The sequence below is a fragment of the Mesorhizobium sp. CO1-1-11 genome, assembly GCF_020164995.1.
GTDB classification, from domain to species: Bacteria; Pseudomonadota; Alphaproteobacteria; order Rhizobiales; family Rhizobiaceae; genus Mesorhizobium; species Mesorhizobium australicum.
Genome location: NZ_JAIUHE010000040.1, coordinates 1 through 20,589, shown reverse-complemented (window position 1 = coordinate 20,589; position 20,589 = coordinate 1). Strand labels below are relative to the sequence as shown.

Sequence of the window (20,589 nt, the reverse complement as noted above, 5' to 3'; positions counted from 1 at the left end):
GATCAGCCGCGGCGCCAGACGATAGAAAGCGACTACTGGTTTTCCTTGGTCTGCCCCATGATTTCCTGGGCGCTGAAATTGATGCCGCAGGTCGGGAAGGAATTGCCGACGAAGAAATTGTCGGACTCCTTCGGGAAGTAATCCGTGCCTTCCTTCATGTCCGGATCCGTGGCGACGGCCAGAGGCAGCTTCACCTCCTGCGGCACCACTTCGCCTTCGAGTGCCGCGATCGCCGTCTTGATGGCGACGGCGACCTGGGCCGGGCCCGAGCCGGCGGAGGTGCACTTCAGGCCATCGGCCGAATGCGCCGCGCAGAACTTGCGGAAGCCGTTTTCGGTCTCGCCGCCGAACGGCACGAACGGATGCTTGGCGTCCATCATCGCCTGCACGATGCCGGTGTCGCCGCCCTGGCCGGTGATGCCGTCGAACGGACCGTTGGTGGCGATCGCATCGGCGGTCACTTTCTGCGCCACGCCGTCATCCCATTTGCCGGCGACTTCGGTCACATCCCACTTCTTGCCGGAGGCGTCGAACACCTCATGGATGCCGTTGTGGCGATCGGTGTCGACGGAGGTGCCGGCGACGCCGCGCACTTCCAGGATCTTGCCGCCATTCGGGATATTGGCGACCAGCCACTTGGCCCACAATTCGCCAAGTCCCTTCTGGTCGACATTGACGTTGATGGCGTCCTTGGTGTCGAGAATATTGTCGAAGGCGACCAGCACGATGCCGGCTTCCTTGGCGCGTTTGATGACCGGGCCGAAGGCGGTCGGGTTCTGCGCGTCGGTGACGATGGCGTCATAGCCGGAATCGATGAAGTTGTTGATCGCCGAAATCTGCGCTGGCACGTCCTCGCCCGTCGAGACGACCTTGAATTCCTTGATCTTTGCCTTCACGTCGGGCTGCGACGCATAGGCCTTGGCCGTCTGCACCATCTGGATGCGCCAGGTGTTGGCGATATAGCCATTGGCGAAGGCGATGCGGAACGGACCTTCCTTCTTCGGAAATTTGAAGAACTTGGTGTTCGCGTCCCAGGGCGCGAAACAGTCGGCCTGGGCGGCGGGACCGGAGACGATCTCCGGGCCGGCAGCCATGGCCGCCGAATTGAGCATGACGAATGCGCTGGCAGCAACGATGCCGCCGACAAGTGACTTGATCATCGATAATCCTCCCGATTGCAGTTCCGATTTGTCGGTTCAGTTTTTATGCGATTTCGCGCTCCCGGCTGGCACCTCCCGCCTTACCCAGTCACGCCTGCCAGATGCCGAAGACCTCGGCGATCCCTCCCCTTGCCGTCTCCTTCGGTTGGGAAAAGGCTATCATATTATACATAATAAACAAGCATGAGCTGTTGCTTATGTATAATAAACAGGCCCAACAGTTGAGTGGCGAAGCTCTCCAATGGAAAATGGTAGCGCTACCATGACGTTGTGTAAAGCGTCATTCGCGGGTGTTCTCGAAAGCGTGTTCAGCGGGCTGTGCTCTCGCGGCGCTTGAGCTCGAAGCCAAGGTCGACGACCCGCTGCCGCGGCCTGTCACCCGATATCGCCGCAAGCGCCATGGCCACCGCGCGCCTGCCGATTTCGTAGCGATGGGTGCGGATGCTGGTGATCGAAGGAAACGCCACCTGCATCATGTCGAGATCGTTGAAGCCGACAATGCCGATGGTCTTCGGCACCTCGATCGAGGCACGATGGCATTCGAACAGCACGCCGAGCGCGATGTCGTCATTGTTGCAGAACACGCCGTCGAGCGTCGGCATCTTGGCAAGCGCATCGCGGAAGAGTTCGCGGCCAAGCGGCACGCTGGACAGCACCGGCGTGGTGGTGATCAGGCGCGGGTCCGAGAGCCCGGCCTTCTCCATCGCCACCCGGTAACCAGCCAGGCGCCGCTGCGAGCGCGGGTCCATGCGTGCACCGATGAAGCCGATCCGGCGATACCCGGCCTCTATCAGGTGCTCGGTCGCCGTCAGGCCGCCATCGAGATGCGAGAAGCCGACCATCATGTCCACCGGATCGGGTCCGGTCTCCATCACCTGAACCACCGGGCAACCGGCATTCTCCAGGAGTTTTCGCGAAGCAGGCGTCTGATCGATGCCGGCAATGATGAGCGCGGCCGGGCGTTGCGAACCGAACAGCTGCAGCAACCGCTCTTCCTCCAGTCCGGAATAGTGCGTGTTGCCGAGCTGGATGCGGAACGGGCTGTCCGACAGGCTGTCATAGATGCCGCGCACCACCTCGGCGAAGACATTGTTGGTCAGCGAAGGCACCAGCACGCCGAACACTTCCGCCCGCGCCGAGGCCAATGCGCGCGCATTGGGGTCCGGCACATAGCCGAGTTCGTCGACGGCGGCTTGGATCTGACGGCGCAGCTCCTCGGAAACACGTGCCGGGTCGCGCAGCGCGCGTGAGACGGTGATGGCGCCGACGCCGGCCTTGCGTGCCACATCCGACAGGGTTGGGCGGCCACCGCCTCGGCGCGAACGCGGCTTGGTCACGCTCTTGGCCCATGCGCATGGCCATCGAAGCGCGCCCGCAATGCGATCTTTCCAGCTGTCGCCATCTCACCGGCCTGTTGCCGCACCCATCCGCCCTGGCGTCGCGCAGTGACTGCCTGTTGTCAAGCCGAGCCACCAAGTGGCCGTGCTTGGCCTTCCTCAGGCGGCTACGGCAGCTCTGTGCCTTGCCTTCCACATGAACAGCCCGATCGCCAATATGTTAAGCAGGTTCCAGGCGATGCCGTTCAGGAAAGCGGCGGCATAGGAGCCGGTCAGGTCGTAGATCCAGCCCGACATCCAGCCGCCGATCGCCATGCCGAAAATCGTCGCCATCATCACGATGCCGATGCGCTGGCCGGCCTCCTTGGCGGGCAGGTATTCGCGCACGATGATCGCATAGCAAGGCACGATGCCGCCTTGCGACAAGCCGAAGACCAGCGACACGACATAGAGCGAGGCGAGCCCGTCGAACGGGATGTAGAACAGCAGCGACAGGCATTGCAGCACGGAGCCGATAAGCAAGGTTTTGACACCGCCGATGCGGTCGGCGACAAAGCCCGAGGCGAGCCGGCTGACGACGCCCGCGGCCATCATAATCGACAGCATGTCGGCGCCATGCGCCATGCCGTAGCCAAGATCCATGCAATAGGCGACGATGTGCACTTGCGGCATCGACATCGCCACGCAGCAGCCCAGTCCCGCGACGACCAGCAGCATCTGCATCGCGGCCGGAGACATTGGCATCGGCTGCACGGACCGGCTTCCGGCCGGGCCGGCGGCTGCCGCTTCCGGAGCGCCGCGGCGCAGCAAAAGCACCAGCGGCACCATGGTGACCAGGCAGAAGACGCCGATGGCGGCATAGGTGAAGCGCCAGCCTTCCGCCTTGATCAGCGTCGGCATGATGGTCGGCCAGATCGCTCCGGCGAGGTAGTTGCCGGCCGCGGCCGCGGTGACAGCGACGCCGCGGCGGCGGTTGAACCAGTGCGATATATCGGCGATCAGCGGCCCGAAGATCACCGATGTGCCGAGACCGATCAGCACGCCTTGCGCAAGGGTGAATTGCAGGATCGAGGTCGACAAAGCCGCGAGCAGAAGGCCGGCGGAGAGCGCGATCGAGGAAAACAGCGCCGGAATCCAGTAACCCATGCGATCGATGGCGCGGCCGACCAGCACATTGCCGGCGGCAAAGCCGACCATGGTCGCGGTGTAAGGCATGGATGCCGCGGCGCGGTCGACGCCGAACTCGGCCTGTACCGCAGGCAGCACCACGACGACGGCCCACATGCCGACCGCACCGATCGTCGCCAGCAGCATCGAGATGGCTAGACGCATCCAGGCGTAGGAACTGTCGATACCGGGGCTGGGCCGGCTCAAGTCGGTTCGTGACAAAGGCGTTTCCTGTCGGCGGCCTCAACCGCTGCTGTTTTGGCCACTATCGACGCATTCTCGGCGCACAGCAGCGCCACGGCGGGCAAATCCGTGGCTCCAGGGAGGTACGAGCGCGGGAACCGGCGCCAGCATCTGGAGTTTCCGATCAATAACCCCGCAAAGGAGACCAGCCATGACCGCCACCAAGCAGAAATGGTCGGCCGAGGTGACCGAGCACAGCGATGCTATGGATCTCGAGGACCACGTGTTCGAATCCGACGACGCCAAGAAGATCGCCGCCTCGCTCAAGCGTTCGGCCGAACACAGCCACCGCCGCAAGGCCGAGCCCTTCCAGTCCGCCATGTCGATGCTGAATTTTTACATCAACAGGGCCGGAAAAAACCTGCCCGCGGCTCGCAAGAAGATCCTCGAGGACGCCAAGGACGAATTGCGTGCGGCATTCGGGCGGCCAAAAGAGGATTAGGCCTTCGCTGCCAATGGCTCCTCAAGCTTGTTCCTCACCCCATCAAAAACGAGGTGAGGAACCCGTTTCCAGCCGGTCGGCGCCCTATTGTCTGATCTCCGGTTCGACAAGCTTGGCCAGGTTGCGCAGCGACTCCTGCCAGCCGAGATAGCAGGCTTCGGCGGGAATGGCGTCTGGAATGCCGGCTTGTGTGATGTTCACCTCGGTGCCCACGGACACTTTCTTCAGCGTCACGGTCACCTGGATCTCGCCGGGCAGGTTGGGATCGTCGAACCTGTCGGTGTAGCGCAGGAGTTCGCCCGCGACGAGCTCGACATACTCACCGCCAAACGAATGGCTGTCGCCAGTGGTGAAGTTGCGGAACGACATCTTGAAGGTACCGCCGATCTTGCCCTCGAAGTGATGAACCGTGCAGGTGAAGCCGTTCGGCGGAAGCCATTTGGCAAGCGCATCGGCCTCGATGAACGCGCGGTAGACCTTCTCCGGGCTGGTGGTCAGGACGCGGTGCAGACGTACGGTGCTGGGCATGTCGATACTCCTTCGTGGTCTCTGTTCGATGCCCCAAGGACGGGTACCGCACAGCCGATCCGACACAGGCTTTTGAATTTTGTGCGGTCCGGCCCCGAATTGCTTCGAATTCCAAGGCGCGAACACCCGCGCCGAATGGCCGTGTCGCGGAAATCTATCGCGAACGGATGACGTTGTCGGTATTGGCCAGCAGCTTGCGCACGGCATTGCGCGCCGCATCCGGCCGCTGGAGGCGGATGTTCTTTTCGATTGCTTCGTGCATCTTCTGGGCGAGCTGCAAATCGTCGAGCTCCCGGGTCGTGTAGGCAAACAGGTGGTCGAAGGCGGATTCGATCAGCACGCCGAGCGGCACCAGCAGATCATTGCCCGAGGCACGCAGGATGGCGAGGTGGAAGCGGGTGTCGGCACGGGTCCGCTCCTGCAAGCTTTTCGCCTCTCCCATCTCCCGGCAGGCCTGGCTGATCTCGGCCATCTGCTCGTCGGTGCGCCGCATGGCGGCGAATGCGGTCGCTTCCGGCTCGATGATGTGGCGGAATTCCTGCACCGTCTTCAGGAAAACCTCGCGGTCGGGCGACGTCGCGTACCAGGCGAGCACATCGCGGTCGAGCAGGTTCCAGCGTTCCCTGGGTTCGACCCAGCTGCCGATCTTGGGGCGCGATGCGAGCAGGCTCTTGGCCATCAGCATCTTGATCGCCTCGCGCACCGCCGAGCGGCTGACGCTGAACGTCTCCGACCATTTGGCCTCATTGGGCAGGATGGTGCCGGGCGGATAATCGCCGCGCACGATCCTGAGCCCAATCTCGCTGGCCAGTGATGTGTGCACGCTGGAGCCCGGAATACGTGCCGCGTCGGCTCGCCGAACACCGGCCGGACGATCGGCGGCTGCAGCCTTTTTCGGCGATTTTTCCTTGTTCGGCTTCGCGTCCCGCATGCAGTCCAGAAAGGCCGGTTTAGGGAGGCTGTCAAGCGTGGTGCGGGCGTGAGGCCGCAAAGCCGGCCTCTATGCACAACCCAGCCGCGATTCCACCACGCTCAGGCGGTCTTGACGTATTTGCGCCAGCTGTGCTCCGGGCGGAAGCCAAGCATGTCGCGCGCCTTGCGGTTCGACAGCAGCGTCTCGTATTCACCGAGTTCGCGCTTGACCGGCACGTCGGGATAGAACCGCTTCAGGAGTTCGGCGGTCGGCAGATCGGACGAGGTATCGTCATTGGCGGCATTGAACACCTGGTAGCCCAGCCCATCCTTCTCGACGGCACGCAGCGTGATCTGGCCAAGGTCCCGGGCATCGATGTAGCTCCAGGCGATACGCCTGCGAAAACCAGGATCGGCGAACCATTTCGGAAACAGCGAATACTCATGCGGCTCGATGACGTTGCCTATGCGCAAGGCGTAGATATCCGTGCCATTGCGCTGCGCGAAAGCGCGCGCGGTCTTCTCGTTGACGATCTTTGACAGCGCATAGCTGTCCATCGGGTCGACGTCATAGTCCTCGTCGAGCGGGAAATACGCGGGATCGCGCGGCTCGTTGGCGAACACCAGGCCGTAGGTCGTCTCGCTGGAAGCGATGATCACCTTGCGGATGCCAAGCTTCACCGCCGCCTCGATGATGTTGTAGGTGCCCATTGCATTGATGCGGAACACCTCGTTGTCGGGCGTGATCATGATGCGTGGAATGGCAGCGAAATGCACCACGGCGTCCACTGGCTGCGGGCGTAGCGAGGGGTCGAATTCGTGCAGCCCCATATAGCTAGACAGCGCGTTGAACACCTGGCCGCTGTCGGTGATGTCGGTGATCAGCGTGCGCACCTTGGGATTGTCGAGCGGCCTGGTGTCGATGTTGAGCACCTGGCAACCCTGCTCCACCAGATATTGCACGACGTGGCGCCCAGCCTTGCCGCTGCCGCCGGTGAACATGATCCGCTTCGTCATTTCTGGTCTCCACGAAAGTCCTGGGATTTACGTGTATTGTCAGACAATATTGCTTTCTGCAACCGTCTATGGCTAAAACAGCGGCGACATTATCGATAATCACGGAACAGGACAGACAGCATGAACACGACCGCTACGGGTGAGAAGATCGGCTTTGTCGGCCTTGGATTGATGGGGCACGGCATCGCCAAGAACATCGTCGACAAGGGATATTCCCTGACCTTCCTCGGCCGCAAGAACCGCAAACCAGCGGAGGATCTTCTCGGCCGAGGCGCTCGTGAGGCATCGACTTCCCGCGATGTGGCGGCGGCATCCGATATCGTCTTCATCTGCGTCACCGGCTCGCGCGAGGTCGAGGCTATCATTCGCGGTCCCGATGGCATCAAGGAGGGTTTGAAGAAGGGGGCGGTCGTCGTCGACTGCTCGACATCGGATCCGGTCTCGACCGTGGCACTTGCCGCGGAACTCAAGGCGCTCGGCGTCGACTATGTCGACGCGCCGCTCAGCCGCACGCCGAAGGAAGCCTGGGAAGGCACGCTCGACGCCATGGTCGGCGCGCCCGATGCCGTCTTTGCCAGGGTCAAGCCGGTGATCGACACCTGGGCCGGCCGCATCGTGCATATCGGCGATACCGGAGACGGCCACCGCATGAAGCTGCTCAACAATTTCATCTCGCTGGGCTACGCCGCCCTTTATTCCGAGGCCTTGGCACTGGCGGAGAAGGTCGGCATCTCGCCGCCGCGTTTCGACAGCGTCATCCGCAATGGCCGCATGGATTGCGGCTTCTATCAGACCTTCATGCGCTGGACGCTGGAAGGCGACCGCGACGCCCACAAATTCACCATCGCCAATGCCTTCAAGGACCTGACCTATCTGGAATCGATGGCGGGGGCGGCGGGCATCGCCAATCCGCTCGGCAACGCCACCAAGAACGCCTTCGCCGGCGCTCACGCAACCGGCCCGGCCGAGCAGTTCGTGCCGATGCTGGCCACGCACATCGCCAAGGTCAATGGCATCGACCTGATGCCGACGAAGGATGGAAGGAAGCAGACGATCTGAATCCGGACGGTCGGCTGGCCTTAGCGCCGGCCCCTTCCGATCCCCTCATCGGTGTCGGCAAGCAGCTTGTGCACGGCGTTGCGCGCCGCGGCTGGCCGCTGCAGGCGGATGCTTTTCTCGATCGCCTCGTGCAGTTTCTGTGCCCGCCGTTGATCACCGACCTGGCGTGTGGTGAAGATGAAGAGATGGTCGAGCGCCGATTCGATCAACACGCCGAGCGGCACCAGAAGGTCGTTGCCCGAGGCCCGCAGGATGGCGAGGTGGAAGCGCGTGTCGGCACGGATGCGCTCGGGCAGGTTGGCCGCCTCGCCCATCTCCCGGCAGGCCAGGCTGATCTCGGCCATCTGCTCGTCGCTGCGCCGTATTGCGGCAAAGGCGGATGCTTCCGGTTCGATGATGTGGCGGAACTCCTGCACGGTGCGAAGGAACGCTTCGCGATCCGGCGCGGTCGCGTACCAGGCCAGCACGTCGCGGTCGAGCAGGTTCCAGCGCTCCTTCGGCTCGACCCAACTGCCGATCTTTGGCCGCGACGCCAGAAGGCTCTTGGCCATCAGCATCTTGATCGCCTCGCGCACCGCCGAACGGCTGACATTGAAGGTTTCGGCCCATTTGGCCTCATTGGGCAGGATGCTGCCAGGCGGATAGTCGCCGCGCACGATCCTGAGGCCAATCTCGCTGGCGAGCGAGGCATGGACGCTGGACCCGGGAAAGTGCGCCGCATCCACCCTGCGCATGGCTGCCGGGTCGTGGCTGGCTTGCGCCTTGGCCCGGCCGGCTTTTTTCTTTGCCTTCTCGTCCGGCATCCACGTTCCAATAGGTCGGCCGCCAGTCACCCGGATTGATCCAAACCCGCGCGGCGCACCGATCCCGTTGCCGAAAATCCAAACCACTGACGCGTCAAAGCCGGGCTCCGATTGCCCCAACCAAGGCGTCCTGTTGAAGAATTGGAGGAAACGGGGCGCTCGTTGGCGAGCGCCCCGAAATCGCGGCCTATTTCTGGATGCAGGTGTCGACCGTGTCCTTGGTGCATTCGTCGAGACCGGTGAAGACCGGATCGTCAACCTTCTTGCCTTCGACCAGGTCGATCATCACCGATGGTGCCTTGTAGCCCATTTCGAAGGGCCGCTGGCCGACCAGCGCGGTGACAAGGCCGTCCCTGGCGATGGCCACCTCGTCGCCGATCGTGTCGGCGGCGCCGATGACGAAGTCGTTCTTGGCCAGCCGGTCCTTGAGCGGTCCGACCAGGTCGCGGTAGGGCTGCGGCGCGCCGAACAGCGGCCAGCCGCCCATGATGCCGAACGCGTCGAGCTTGGGATTGGCGGCGAGGATGTCGGTCATCGCCTGAACGCCCTTGGCTCCGTCGTCATTGGTGAATACCGGGCAGCCGGCGACTTCCGTCCAGCCGCCTTCGCCGGCAAGTGCCGTGAGGCCTTCCTTGCCCGTCAGCGCGTCGCGCATGCCTTGCGCACGACGCAAGATGTTGTCGGCCGCCGGATTGCCTTCGATGGTGCAGATCGTGCCACCATTCGGCTTGGCCTTCTTGATGTACTCGCCGATCTTCTTGCCCATCAGGTAGTTGTCGGTGCCGAGATAGGTCTTGCGCAGTGCCGCGTCTTCCTTGGCGAGGTCGGCGTCGACGGTCATGATCGGGATCGATGGATTGGCGCTCTTGATCGTCTGTGCGATCAGTGGCGCGTTGGACGGCGAGATCGCCATCGCCACCGTGTCGGCCTTGCTCAGCATATCCTGCACGATCTGCGCCTCGCCGGCCTCGTCGGAAGTCGATGCCGGGCCGGTGTAGAAGCATTCATATTCCGAGCTGGCGTTTTCCTTGTTCCATTTCTCGCAGCCCTGGTGGATGGCCTCGAAGAACGGATTGTCGAGACCTTTCACCACGATGACGAGCTGCTTCTTGGCCAAAGCCGGCCCGGCGCCCAACGCCATGGCGGCGACGGCGGCGAGCAATACTGTTTTCCTCATGTCAGTCCTCCCTTTGCAACCAGACGGACACGGCGTGCCCGCCACACAAACCAGCCGGGATGCGAGATGACTGAGACGCATGCGCCCATTCAATCCGGCCAGGCCGATAAGCATTTTCAGATGCGACCCTCCCAGCGACGACGCTGCACGATCGCCAAAACCTTCTTGCCGTTGGCGCCGCCGATGGCGTCGTCAAAGCCGGCATGTCTTCCTCCGACGCTCAACTAATAACGGCTTGCCGCCAACGTCAATGCTATTTGTCCTACAAAACGGATTTTTCAAAATCCGCATGGCGCTATTCGTCTGACAATTGCCTGTTCGACAATTGACGCCCGCGATGCCATTCGCGTAAATGACCGCATCGCTGCCCCCGGGAGGAGCTGGGGAAAGCCAATGGAAGCTGTCGCTTGTCCGCGTGCGGATGGGCCAGGCATGGGAGGCAAAGACTGGTGGCGGTTCTCGAACTCACCAACATCTCGAAGCATTTCGGCGCCATCCAGGCGGTCAACGACGTGTCGCTGTCGATCGAGCCTGGAGAGGTCGTCGGCCTGATGGGCGACAACGGCGCCGGCAAGTCGACGCTGGTCAAGATGATCGCCGGCAATTTCCGCCCGAGCCATGGCACGATGCGCATGGAAGACAAGGAACTCATCCTGCACAAGCCGGTCGAGGCGCGCCAGCACGGCATCGAGATCGTCCACCAGGACCTGGCGCTCTGCAACAATCTGACGGCGGCGGCCAATGTCTATCTCGGCCGCGAACTGCGTCGTGGCGTCGGCCCGTTCCGCATCCTTGACTATGCGGCGATGTACAAGCGCGCCGGCCATATCTTCGCCGAGCTGAAATCCGAGACGCGCCCGCGCGATCTCGTCAAGCAGATGTCGGGCGGACAGCGCCAGGCCGTGGCGATCGCCCGCACCATGCTGTCGCAGGCCAAGATCGTGCTGATGGACGAGCCGACGGCGGCGATCTCGGTGCGGCAGGTCGCCGAAGTGCTCAACCTCATCCGCAACCTGCGTAACCAGGGCATCGCCGTGGTGCTGATAAGCCATCGCATGCCCGACGTCTTCGACGTCGCGGACCGCGTCATCGTGATGCGGCGCGGCAGGAAGGTCGCCGACAAGGCGATCGCGTCGAGCTCGCCCGAGGAAGTCACCGGGCTGATCACCGGCGCCATCGAGCAGGCGGCGTGAGAGCGATAAAACCGGGTTTCATTGCGCTGGCGCGTTTCGCTGCCGGCAGGAAAGGTCGATAATGGCAGTCACCCTTGACCAGACGATCGCGCAGAAGCAGCACACTTTCCTGTCGCGCCTGTTCTCCAGCCAGACTTTCTGGGTGGTGGTCGCCGTCATCCTGGCCTGCATCTTCCTGTCCTTCGCCACCGATGCCTTCGCCACCTCGAAGAACCTCTACAACATCACCCGCAACATCACCTTCGTCGCCATCGTGGCGCTCGGCATGACCTTCGTCATCATCACCGGTGGCATCGACTTGTCGGTCGGCTCGGTGCTGTGCCTGTGCTCGATGGTGCTGGCCGTCACCATGCATGCAGGCTATTCGATCGAGATCGGCATTCTGGCCTCGATCGCCACCGCGCTCGTCATCGGCGCCTTCAACGGCATTTTTATCGCCTATCTGGGCTTTCCGCCCTTCGTGGTGACGCTCGGCATGCTGTCGATCGCCCGCAGCCTCGCCATGGTCGCCTCCAACAACACCGTCGTCTTCCAGTTCGGCCCGGACCACGACAAGCTGCTGGCACTCGGCGGCGGCGCCTGGGTGTTCGGCATCGCCAACCCGGTGCTCTACACGATCCTGCTGGCCCTGATCACCGGCTTCGTCCTGCGCTGGACGAAGTTCGGCCGGCATATCTTTGCCATTGGCGGCAACGAGCACGCCGCGACGCTGACCGGCGTGCCGGTGCGCCAGATCAAGGTCGCCGTCTACATGATCTCGGCGCTGTCGGCCGGCATTGCCGGCATCATCGAAACCGGCTGGCTCGGCGCTGTCACCACCAATCTCGGCAACGGCATGGAACTGCAAGTGATCGCCGCCACCGTCATCGGTGGCGCCAATTTGGCCGGCGGCGTCGGCACCGCCTTTGGCGCCATCGTCGGTGCCGCCCTCATCGAGGTGATCCGCAACAGCCTTGGCCTGCTCGGCATCAACGCCTTCTGGCAAGGCACCTTCATCGGCGGCGCCATCCTGCTCGCGGTTCTGTTCGACCGTATCCGCAATTTCAGGCGCAGCGACTGAGAGCTCTTCGCCGTCGAAGCGCCATTCATTCTGGTTCCTATCGCTCAGTCTGAAAATCGGCTGAAGCCGACCTCCATTGGTAGCGGCCAACAGCCGATGCCTTGACGGATGCCGAAAACCGGCCGCACAATCCTCCCTGCAAGCGAAGGGAGGCCAGTCGCTTGCGGGAGGATATGCCATGACGGAAGCGATCAGGCTCTACTGGGGCCGGTTCGGACATGTTTCTGTCCTGAATGTCGCGAGCGACTTCGTCACCCATGCCCATGTCGAGGCACATCTGATCATCTGGCTCGAAGGCACCGCCGGCGAGATGACCATCGGCCGCGAGACGGTCCGCCTCGGCCCTCGCACCGCCGCCGGCATCAATTCCTTCCAGCCCCACAGCCACGTCCTGTCGCAAAACGGGACGCCCGGTCTGTTTCTCGCCTTCTACATCGATCCCGACTGGGCCCGCCGCCGGCGCGACCTGCCATCCAGCGCGCCGCTGTTTTCGCGGGCGGCGATCGCGCTCGAGCCTTGGCTGCACCAGGCGGCCGCCAGCCTGCTCGACCATCTCACCGACAATGAGAGCGTCGACGATGTCGCCAATTACGAGATCGAGCGCTTCATCGACTCGGTGCTCGATGCAGCCGACGCCTCGGCGCCGCAGGAAGCGCGCGGCCGTATAAACACCGTGCAGGATTTCCGCGTTCGCAAGGCGATCCAGCTGATGAAGGCCAATGTCTGCGAACGCATCTCCTTCGACGACGTTGCCCGCGCCGTTGGCCTTTCGCGGCCGCATTTCTTCGCCTTGTTCAAGGAACACACCAACCTGACGCCCAATGTCTACTGGAACACGCTGCGCATGGAGGAAGCGGTGCGGCAGTTGCAATGGTCGCGCGAGCCGCTGATCTCGGTCGCCTGCAATCTCGGCTTCACCACGCAAGGCAATTTCTCGCGCTTCTTCCGTGACCATGTCGGCGTGCCGCCGACGCTCTACCGCGAGGCCGCGCGGGCAATGGCCTGAGCCGGCAGCCATCTGTTTTTCAGACTGGTTGATAGATGCTCAAGACGCATTGATAAGCGCTGTGCGCGCTAGCGCCCTACCCTTGCCGCAACGAAATTCGCAAGGGAACATCTTATGCCCAAAGTCACCATTTCCAGCGTGATCGACGCACCGGTCGAAAAGGTTTGGGCGCGCATACGCGACTTCAACGGGTTGCCGGATTGGCATCCACGCATGGTCGAGAGCCATATCGAAGACGGCAAGGATGCCAGCACGATCGGCTGCGTGCGCAACTTCCAGCTGGCCAGCGGTGCCCGCCTGCGCGAAAAACTGCTCGACTTCTCCGATGACAATTTCCTCGTCAGCTATTCCATCCTGGAAACGCCGCAGCCCCTCACCAACCACAAGGCGACGCTGCAGCTCAGGCGCGTCACCGACGGCGACCGCACCTATGCCGAATGGACCGCCAGCTTCGACGCAGCACCCGAAGAAGCCGACAAGCTGGCCGAGGGCATGGGCGCCAATGTCTTCCAGGGCGGCTTCAACGCCCTGAAGAGCCATTTCGCCGAGCAAGGCTGAGCCAAACCACGGGAGCGCGCCATGGCGCTGGCATTGCAGACATTCTCGACCGTGAAGGACGCCAATGCGGCGCTGACGGTCGCTGGCAGCCGCTATCTCGGCGGCGGCACGCTTGTGGTTCGAGCCGCCAATGAAGGCGATATCTCCGTCTCCACTCTTGTCCGCGCCTCCGACCCGGCCCTGTCGGGCATCGCCCTGTCCGGCGGCAAGGTGCGCATCGGCGCTTCGGTGACAATGGCGGAGATCGCCCGCCATCCGGAACTCGGTACCCTCGCCAAGGCCGCGCGCGCCGTCGGTGGCCCGGCGATCCGCAACATGGCGACCATCGGCGGCAATCTGTTCTCGCCGGCGCCCTATGGCGATTTCGCCGTGGCCCTGCTGGCGCTCGACGCAACGATCGCTGCCGATGACGGCGAAAGCCCTATCGAGACCTTCCTGGCCGCACGGGACGACAGCCGCGCCATCGTCACGTCGGTCGGTTTCACGCTTCCGAAGACCGACAGCTTCCGCTTCCTCAAAGTGTCGCGGGTCAAGCCCAAGGGGGTCTCGGTGCTGAGCATCGCCATCGTTCTGGAACAGGCTGGAGACAGGACCGTGTCCTCAGCGCGGGTCGCGCTGGGCTGCATGGCCGATCGGCCGATGCGTGCCAAGGCAGCGGAAAAAGCGCTGCTCGGCAGGACGCTCGACCCGGATGGCATCGCACCGGCGCTGGCCGCCGCGGCTGAAGGCATCTCGCCCATCACCGACCCGATCGCCAGCGCCTGGTATCGCGCCGAAGTGCTGCCGGTGCATCTCGGCCGGCTGCTGCTGACCGAATAAAACCCGTGGGAGGGCGCGCGTCTGTCCGCTCCTCGGGCAGGCGCGCAAGGAGGAAGAATGGCAAAGGTCCCGGTTCAATTCACGCTCAACGGCTCCGAAAAAGCCGAATTCATAGAAAGCGGCACGACGCTGCTCAATGCCTTGCGCGACAAGGTCGGCGACACCTCGCCGAAGGGCGGCTGCCACCAAGGCACGTGCGGCGCCTGCTCCGTCATCATCGACGGCGAGTTGAGGCTCTCCTGCCTGACGCTGGCCGAGACCTGCAACGGTGCAACGATCACGACCACATCGGGCCTCGCCGAAGGCGGCGTGCTGCACCCGCTGCAGCGCGCCTTCCTCGACACATTCGCCAGCCAATGCGGTTTTTGCACGCCGGGCATGATCATGGCCGCCAAGGTGCTGCTCGACCACACGCCCAATCCCAGCCGCGAGGATGTCGTCGAGGCGCTGTCCGGGAACGTCTGCCGCTGCACCGGCTACGAGCCGATCATCCAGGCGGTGCTGACCGCCGCCCGCGCCAATTCGCAGAACGCGGCCTAGAGCCGGATGATTTCAGGTCGAACAGACCTGAAATCCGAATCCGGCTCTAAATCAAAGAGATAGAGCATGATGTCGCCCGAAAACCGCTTCACACTTTTCGGCATCATGCTCTGAGGGACCAAAGAAATGGAATTGCGCAAGAGCTACTTCGCCGATGTCCGCAAGGACGATCTGCATGAGATCGGCCAGGCGCGGCCACGCTCGGATTCGCCAGGCCACGTCACCGGAAAGACCGCCTATTTCGCCGACCGCAACTTTCCCGGCATGCTGCATTTGAAGATGGTGCGCAGCCCTCATCACCATGCCCGCATCCGCTCGATCGACACGTCGGAGGCCGAAAAACATCCGGGCGTGGTCAAGGTGCTGACGGCCAAGGACGTGCCGCACAATGTCTACACGATCCTGATCCTGATCCAGATCGGACCGGAAGACGAGACGGTCCTGGCCGACGGTAAGGTACGCTGGAAGGGCGAGGCCGTGGTGGCGGTGCTGGCCGAAACCGAGCGGGCCGCCCAGGAAGCCGCCGCCAAGGTCAAGGTCGATTATGAAGTGCTGCCCGCCGTGTTCGACATGGAGGAAGCGCTGAAGCCCGGCGCGCCCATCGTCAACGAATATCACGGCCAGAACCATTACCTCTATGACAGCGGCGCGTGCCGCAAGGTGCGCTTCGGCGATGTCGAGGCGGGCTTTGCCGAGGCCGATCACGTGCTGGAGCAAAGCTACCAGTCCTCGCCGATCGAGCATGCGCCGACCGAGACCACCGGTTGCGTGGTGGCGCCCGAGGGCAATGACCGCTTCACCTGCTACACCAATACACAGGCGATGTTCTTCACCCTCGACAACACCTCGATCATCCTGCAGATGCCGGGCAGCAAGCTGCATTTTGTCGGCGGCACGGTCGGCGGCGGTTTCGGCGGCAAGGTCGATGTCATCGTCGAACCGATAGCCATCCTCGGCGCAAAACTAACCGGGCGACCAGTCTGTTTTATCTACAGCCGCGAGGAGGAGATGCAGATCTCCTCGCCCCGCGCGGCCGAAAAAGTCGTCATCAAGGACGGCGTCATGAACGATGGCCGCATCGTCGCACGGAAGGTCACCGGCTACACCGATGCCGGTGCCTACTCCCGCCACTCGCCCTATGGCGCGCAGAAGGGCGCCGGGCACTATCCCGGTCCCTACACCATCCCCAACGTCTGGATCGACACCTACTGCGTCTACACAAATCGCACGCCGTCGTCGGCCATGCGCGGCTTCGGCGTCACCATCGGCGACTTCGCGCTGGAGGTGCAGATGGACAAGCTGGCGCGGCTGATCGGCATGGATCCACTCGAATTCCGCTTCGTCAACGCCTATCGCGACGGCGACATGAAGGCGCATCGCCAGCCGACCGAGGGCGCGGCACTCATCGAATGCATGCAGGAAGCCTCGCGCGCCGCCCACTGGCCGGTGGCGGAGAAATACATGGCGATGTCCTCGTACAAGAACGGAGCTTGAGATGGCGATCAGGCGTGGACGCGGCGTCGCCGCGATCAACTATCCCACCGGCATGAACCTTGGCGGCGACCCGACCCAGGCGCTGGTGCATTCGACCCCGACCGGCAATTTCATGGTCACACTTTCCAGCGTCGATCTCGGCCAGGGCATGAAGCAGATCATGGCTCAGATCTGCGCCGAGACGATCGGCGTGCCGACCGACCGCGTCGTCGTCGACACCGCCGACACCGACACCGGCCCGCACTGCATGGGCACCTTCGCCTCGCGCGGCACCCACCGCGCCGGCAACGCGGTCATCCAGGCCGCCAGGGAAGCCCGCCAGGTGATGCTTGAAGTGGCGGCCGAGGAACTGGAGGTGAATGCCTCTGACCTCGAAACCGACGGCCAGGGCAACATACTGGTCAAGGGCGCGCCACAGAGATCGATCTCGATCTTCGATGTCGCCCTGTCGGCGCATTTCAAGCGCGGCCGCTCGATCTCAGGCCGCGGCATGTTTTTGATCCCGCGCTCCTATCCGGAGAAGGAAACCGGCGCGATGAAGCCGTCGACCTGTTACGCGCATGCCTGCACGGTGGCCGAGGTCGAAGTCGACGACGAAACCGGCGAGGTCACGGTGCTGACGGTCAAGAACGTCTTCGAGATCGGCCGCGCGTTGAACCCCAAAATGGTCGAGCAGCAGCTGGTCGGCGGCTCCTGGATGGGCATCAGCCATGCGCTCTACGAGACGACGGAACCCTATTATCCCAACCGCGACCATGGCGGCACCGACTTCAACCAGTATCTGATGCCTGGCCCCGGCGACCTCGCCGAAACCGAAATCATCGTGCTGGAGCGGCCCTCGGCAGATGGCCCCTATGGCGCCAAGGGACCGGGCGAAATGTGCGCCAACCCGCAAATACCGGCGGTCGCCAACGCCGTCTTCGACGCGGTCGGCGTGCGTATCGACACGCTGCCGATCACGCCGGAACGCATTTTGCGCGCGCTCAAGGCGCAAGCCGAGAACTGAGGACCGACATGCCCGAGGTAAACGCCGAAACGCTCGCGACCTCGCCGGAGGCGGTGGCCGAGCGCCTCGCCGCCTCGCGCTATCTGGCCGACGACAGCCTCGCCACCGCCATCTTTCTGGCGATCCGGCTGGGCAAGCCGCTGCTTCTCGAAGGCGCGCCGGGCGTCGGCAAGACGGAAGCCGCCAAGGCGATCGCCGAGTTGCTCGGCCGCGATCTGGTGCGCCTGCAATGCTACGAAGGCATCGACGCCGCGCATGCGCTTTATGAGTGGAACTATCAGCGCCAACTGCTCGCCATCCGCCATGCCGGCGAGCACGAGATCGACATCTATGACGACCGTTTCCTGATTGCCCGGCCGCTGCTGCAGGTGCTGAAGGCGCCGCAGCAGCGAGTTTTGCTGGTCGACGAGATCGATCGCTCGGATCATGAATTCGAAGCGCTGCTGCTGGAATTCCTGTCCGATTTCCAGATCAGCATTCCCGAGCGCGGCACCATCCGTGCCGCCGCACAGCCGATCGTCATCCTGACCTCGAACCGCACCCGTGAACTGGCCGAGGCGCTGCGCCGCCGCTGCGTCTATCACTGGATCGGCTACCCCGACGCCGAACGCGAGGCCGCCATCATCATGCTGCGTGCTGGCGATGTCGCGGAGGCTACCGCGCGCGCGGTGGCGGCCGCCGTGCAGACCATTCGCGCCCGTCCGCTCGCCAAGCCGCCCGGCATCGCCGAGGCCGTCGAATGGGCCAATGCCGCGACGATCCTGGAAAAGGGCGGCAGCCCATGGCCGGAAGCCTTCCGCCGCGCCATCGGCGTGTTGATCAAGGACGAGGAAGACCTCTCCTACATCGCCCCCGAGCTTGGCCGCATCGTCGAGGAGGCGCTGGCGTGAGCCGGGACGTCAACGATCCCTTCTCCCCGTTCACGGGGAGAAGGTGTCCCGAAGGGGCGGATGAGGGGCGGCGCCACGATGGCCAGAAGTCGGCGCTGCCCCTCACCTGCCTGCCGGCATCCTCTCCCCGTAAACGGGGCGAGGAGAGCGTACCTCCCGCCGCCACGCCCTTCCTTGGCTTCGGCCAACTGCTGCGCCGCTACGGCTTTATAATCGCCCCCGAACAAGTCTCCGGCTTCATGCAGGCGGTAACCTTGCTTGGCCCCCGCTCGATGGCCGACATCCGCGAGGCAGCGCTGGCCACCCTGGCGCCGCCACCTGACCGCCGTGAAGAATTCGAGGCGCATTTCCAAAGCCATTTTTACGGCAACACATCAGCCGTGGTGGAAGACGACAGCGACGAGGAAACCCGCGTCAAGGATGATGGCGGCGCCGACGACGAGCGGATCGAAGCCGAGCAGCGACAGGAAGGCGGCGAGCTATCCTCGGCGATCGAACAGTTGAGCAGCCGCGACTTCCAGCGCGACGACGACAGGCTGGCTATCTTTCGCCGCCAACTGTCGAGCGCCCTGCCCGCGCGCCGCTCCTTCCGCACGGTGCGCACTCATTCGCGCGGCAAGCTCGACCTGCGCCGCTCGCTCAGGGAAATCGTCAGCGCCGATGGCGATGTCCCCTCACCCTTGTTGCGCCGCCGCCAGACCGTGCCGCGCAAACTGCTGATCCTGATCGATGTGTCCGGCTCGATGAAACTGCACACGTCGGATTATTTGAAGCTCGCGCATGCCGCCGTGCAAGGCGCTGACCGGGCAGAAATCTTCACCTTCGGCACGCGCCTAAACCGCATCACGTCAGCGCTGCGGATCCGCGACAGGGACCAGGCGTTGGCGCGAGCGGCAGCCCAGGTCGACGACTGGGACGGCGGCACCCGCATGGGGCCAACGCTGCGTGCCTTCCTCTCCGTGCCGCGTTTTTCAGCCTTCGCACGTGGTGCGGCAGTGATCATCCTGTCCGACGCGCTGGAGCGCGGCGGCCATGCCGAACTGGAGACGGCGATGCGCCGGCTGAGCGCCCGCGCGTTCCGGCTGTCGTTGGCGACACCTTTGGCCGGCGACCCGCGCTTCCAGCCGGCAACGGCGGCACTTCGCGCCATCCTGCCCGACCTCGACGATCTGGTCGACGGCTCGTCGCTCGCTGGCCTCACCGATTTCATCCTGTCGCTCGCCCGCCCTGCTCCACGGGCGGCGACAATCTGGAAAAGGGTATCGTGATGCAGAAAGCCATCGACGCGCATTTCCACATCTGGCGCCAGCAGGACCAGCCCTGGCTGGTCGGGCCGATGGTGCCGCGCATCTTCGGCCCCTACGAGCCGATCCGCCGCGACTATCCGATCGAGGAGTTTCTCGCCGACCAGCAGGGTTCCGGCGTCGAGAAAGCGGTCTACGTCCAGACCAACTGGGCGAAGGAGGATTTCGAGAGGGAAGTCGCCTTCCTGCAGAAAACGGCTGACGAAACCGGCTGGCCGCACGCCATCGTCGGCTACACCGACATGACGGTGGACGATATCAGACCCCAGATCGACCGCTTGAAAAAATATCCGCTGCTGCGCGGCGTGCGCATGCAGTTGCATTGGCACGAGACCCCGGCCTTCCGCTTCGCCACTGGCCCCGATCAGGTGATCGATCCCAGGGTACGAGCCAATGTGGCGCGGCTGAAGGATTATGACCTGTCCTTCGACCTGCAGCTCTTTCCCGCCCAGATGAAAGACGGGTTGACGCTGGTCGGAGAAAATCCAGAGACCAATTTCATCCTCACCCACGCCGGCATGCTGACCGGCATGGATCAGGAAACCACCGAAGACTGGAAGGCTGGGCTGCGCACGCTGTCGGCGGCGCCGAACGTCTACGCCAAGCTGTCTGGCCTCGGCACCTTCGTCCACCGCAACGACCCGGCGCTGATCGCCTATATCGTCGACAACGCGATCGAGATATTGGGCGCGGATCACCTGATGTTCGGTTCCAACTTCCCCATCGAGAAGTTGTGGACGAGCCACGCCGAACTGATCAAGGCCCACCGCGCGGCTGTAGCGAAGCACGGTCCGGCGGCCGAGGCTGATATCTTCTGGAATACGGCGGAGCGGATCTACCGGCCGGCTTGACCGCCAGGGAGTTCGCCCCGCCC

Annotated in this window: 21 protein-coding genes; 13 read left to right on the top strand and 8 right to left on the bottom strand. The window is 63.5% G+C overall.

Going from position 1 to position 20,589, the window contains the following annotated elements:
* Positions 1-32: 32 nt before the first annotated feature.
* From LB554_RS28760 to LB554_RS28750, 3 genes are all read right to left on the bottom strand, one after another.
* The gene (locus LB554_RS28760) at positions 33-1,160 is read right to left on the bottom strand and encodes a sugar ABC transporter substrate-binding protein (RefSeq protein WP_224588169.1); all 1,128 of its coding nucleotides are present in this window, start codon (positions 1,158-1,160) and stop codon (positions 33-35) included.
* 308 nt (positions 1,161-1,468) lie between these two features.
* Positions 1,469-2,497 (bottom strand): LacI family DNA-binding transcriptional regulator, encoded by a 1,029-nt coding sequence (locus LB554_RS28755; protein ID WP_140714485.1) that lies wholly within the window; start codon positions 2,495-2,497, stop codon positions 1,469-1,471.
* Positions 2,498-2,656: 159 nt separating this feature from the next.
* Positions 2,657-3,886 (bottom strand): MFS transporter, encoded by a 1,230-nt coding sequence (locus tag LB554_RS28750; protein WP_140714483.1) that lies wholly within the window; start codon positions 3,884-3,886, stop codon positions 2,657-2,659.
* 172 nt (positions 3,887-4,058) lie between these two features.
* Between LB554_RS28750 and LB554_RS28745 the strand changes: the two genes are divergently transcribed.
* Positions 4,059-4,349, top strand: coding sequence for a DUF3175 domain-containing protein (locus LB554_RS28745; RefSeq protein ID WP_015317112.1), 291 nt, complete (start codon positions 4,059-4,061; stop codon positions 4,347-4,349).
* 84 nt (positions 4,350-4,433) lie between these two features.
* On the opposite strand, the gene LB554_RS28740 is transcribed toward LB554_RS28745, so the two are convergent.
* The 3 genes from LB554_RS28740 to LB554_RS28730 all read right to left on the bottom strand — a co-directional run bounded on the left by LB554_RS28740 (position 4,434) and on the right by LB554_RS28730 (position 6,806).
* Complete coding sequence (locus LB554_RS28740; RefSeq protein ID WP_224588168.1) at positions 4,434-4,877, bottom strand: SRPBCC family protein; 444 nt, start codon at positions 4,875-4,877, stop codon at positions 4,434-4,436.
* A gap of 154 nt (positions 4,878-5,031) precedes the next feature.
* Positions 5,032-5,808, bottom strand: a complete 777-nt coding sequence (locus LB554_RS28735; RefSeq protein WP_140615504.1) for a FadR/GntR family transcriptional regulator — start codon at positions 5,806-5,808, stop codon at positions 5,032-5,034.
* A 101-nt stretch (positions 5,809-5,909) separates the two neighbouring features.
* Positions 5,910-6,806, bottom strand: a complete 897-nt coding sequence (locus LB554_RS28730) for an NAD-dependent epimerase/dehydratase family protein (RefSeq protein ID WP_224588167.1) — start codon at positions 6,804-6,806, stop codon at positions 5,910-5,912.
* Between the two features lie 120 nt (positions 6,807-6,926).
* Between LB554_RS28730 and LB554_RS28725 the strand changes: the two genes are divergently transcribed.
* Complete coding sequence (locus LB554_RS28725) at positions 6,927-7,865, top strand: NAD(P)-dependent oxidoreductase (protein ID WP_224588166.1); 939 nt, start codon at positions 6,927-6,929, stop codon at positions 7,863-7,865.
* Positions 7,866-7,885: 20 nt separating this feature from the next.
* Here LB554_RS28725 and LB554_RS28720 read toward each other — a convergent pair whose 3' ends face one another.
* Both LB554_RS28720 and LB554_RS28715 read right to left on the bottom strand, forming a co-directional pair.
* Entirely contained in the window at positions 7,886-8,668 is a 783-nt protein-coding gene (locus LB554_RS28720) for a FadR/GntR family transcriptional regulator (RefSeq protein ID WP_140615498.1), read from the bottom strand.
* A gap of 187 nt (positions 8,669-8,855) precedes the next feature.
* Positions 8,856-9,845 carry a sugar-binding protein gene (locus LB554_RS28715; protein ID WP_140615496.1) on the bottom strand — a complete coding sequence of 330 codons (990 nt, stop codon included), beginning with the start codon at positions 9,843-9,845 and terminating at the stop codon, positions 8,856-8,858.
* 449 nt (positions 9,846-10,294) lie between these two features.
* Between LB554_RS28715 and LB554_RS28710 the strand changes: the two genes are divergently transcribed.
* The 11 genes from LB554_RS28710 (at position 10,295) to LB554_RS28660 (ending at position 20,566) form a co-directional block, all read left to right on the top strand.
* Positions 10,295-11,038, top strand: coding sequence for an ATP-binding cassette domain-containing protein (locus LB554_RS28710; RefSeq protein WP_015317105.1), 744 nt, complete (start codon positions 10,295-10,297; stop codon positions 11,036-11,038).
* A 61-nt stretch (positions 11,039-11,099) separates the two neighbouring features.
* Positions 11,100-12,098 carry an ABC transporter permease gene (locus LB554_RS28705; RefSeq protein ID WP_015317104.1) on the top strand — a complete coding sequence of 333 codons (999 nt, stop codon included), beginning with the start codon at positions 11,100-11,102 and terminating at the stop codon, positions 12,096-12,098.
* 178 nt (positions 12,099-12,276) lie between these two features.
* Positions 12,277-13,104 (top strand): helix-turn-helix domain-containing protein, encoded by an 828-nt coding sequence (locus LB554_RS28700; RefSeq protein ID WP_224588165.1) that lies wholly within the window; start codon positions 12,277-12,279, stop codon positions 13,102-13,104.
* A gap of 114 nt (positions 13,105-13,218) precedes the next feature.
* Complete coding sequence (locus tag LB554_RS28695; protein WP_140615488.1) at positions 13,219-13,662, top strand: SRPBCC family protein; 444 nt, start codon at positions 13,219-13,221, stop codon at positions 13,660-13,662.
* 21 nt (positions 13,663-13,683) lie between these two features.
* Positions 13,684-14,481 carry an FAD binding domain-containing protein gene (locus LB554_RS28690; protein WP_224588164.1) on the top strand — a complete coding sequence of 266 codons (798 nt, stop codon included), beginning with the start codon at positions 13,684-13,686 and terminating at the stop codon, positions 14,479-14,481.
* 57 nt (positions 14,482-14,538) lie between these two features.
* Positions 14,539-15,021: a (2Fe-2S)-binding protein gene (locus tag LB554_RS28685; protein ID WP_140615484.1), complete on the top strand. Its 483-nt coding sequence runs from the start codon at positions 14,539-14,541 to the stop codon at positions 15,019-15,021.
* 126 nt (positions 15,022-15,147) lie between these two features.
* Entirely contained in the window at positions 15,148-16,515 is a 1,368-nt protein-coding gene (locus LB554_RS29520) for a xanthine dehydrogenase family protein molybdopterin-binding subunit (protein ID WP_263486088.1), read from the top strand.
* Between the two features lies 1 nt (position 16,516).
* The gene (locus LB554_RS29515; protein WP_263486087.1) at positions 16,517-17,521 is read left to right on the top strand and encodes a xanthine dehydrogenase family protein molybdopterin-binding subunit; all 1,005 of its coding nucleotides are present in this window, start codon (positions 16,517-16,519) and stop codon (positions 17,519-17,521) included.
* Between the two features lie 8 nt (positions 17,522-17,529).
* Entirely contained in the window at positions 17,530-18,411 is an 882-nt protein-coding gene (locus LB554_RS28670) for an AAA family ATPase (protein ID WP_140615480.1), read from the top strand.
* Positions 18,408-19,679, top strand: a complete 1,272-nt coding sequence (locus tag LB554_RS28665) for a vWA domain-containing protein (RefSeq protein WP_224588163.1) — start codon at positions 18,408-18,410, stop codon at positions 19,677-19,679. The genes LB554_RS28670 and LB554_RS28665 overlap by 4 nt, the downstream gene beginning before the upstream one ends.
* Complete coding sequence (locus LB554_RS28660) at positions 19,679-20,566, top strand: amidohydrolase family protein (RefSeq protein ID WP_224588170.1); 888 nt, start codon at positions 19,679-19,681, stop codon at positions 20,564-20,566. The genes LB554_RS28665 and LB554_RS28660 overlap by 1 nt, the downstream gene beginning before the upstream one ends.
* The last annotated feature ends 23 nt before the right edge of the window (positions 20,567-20,589 follow it).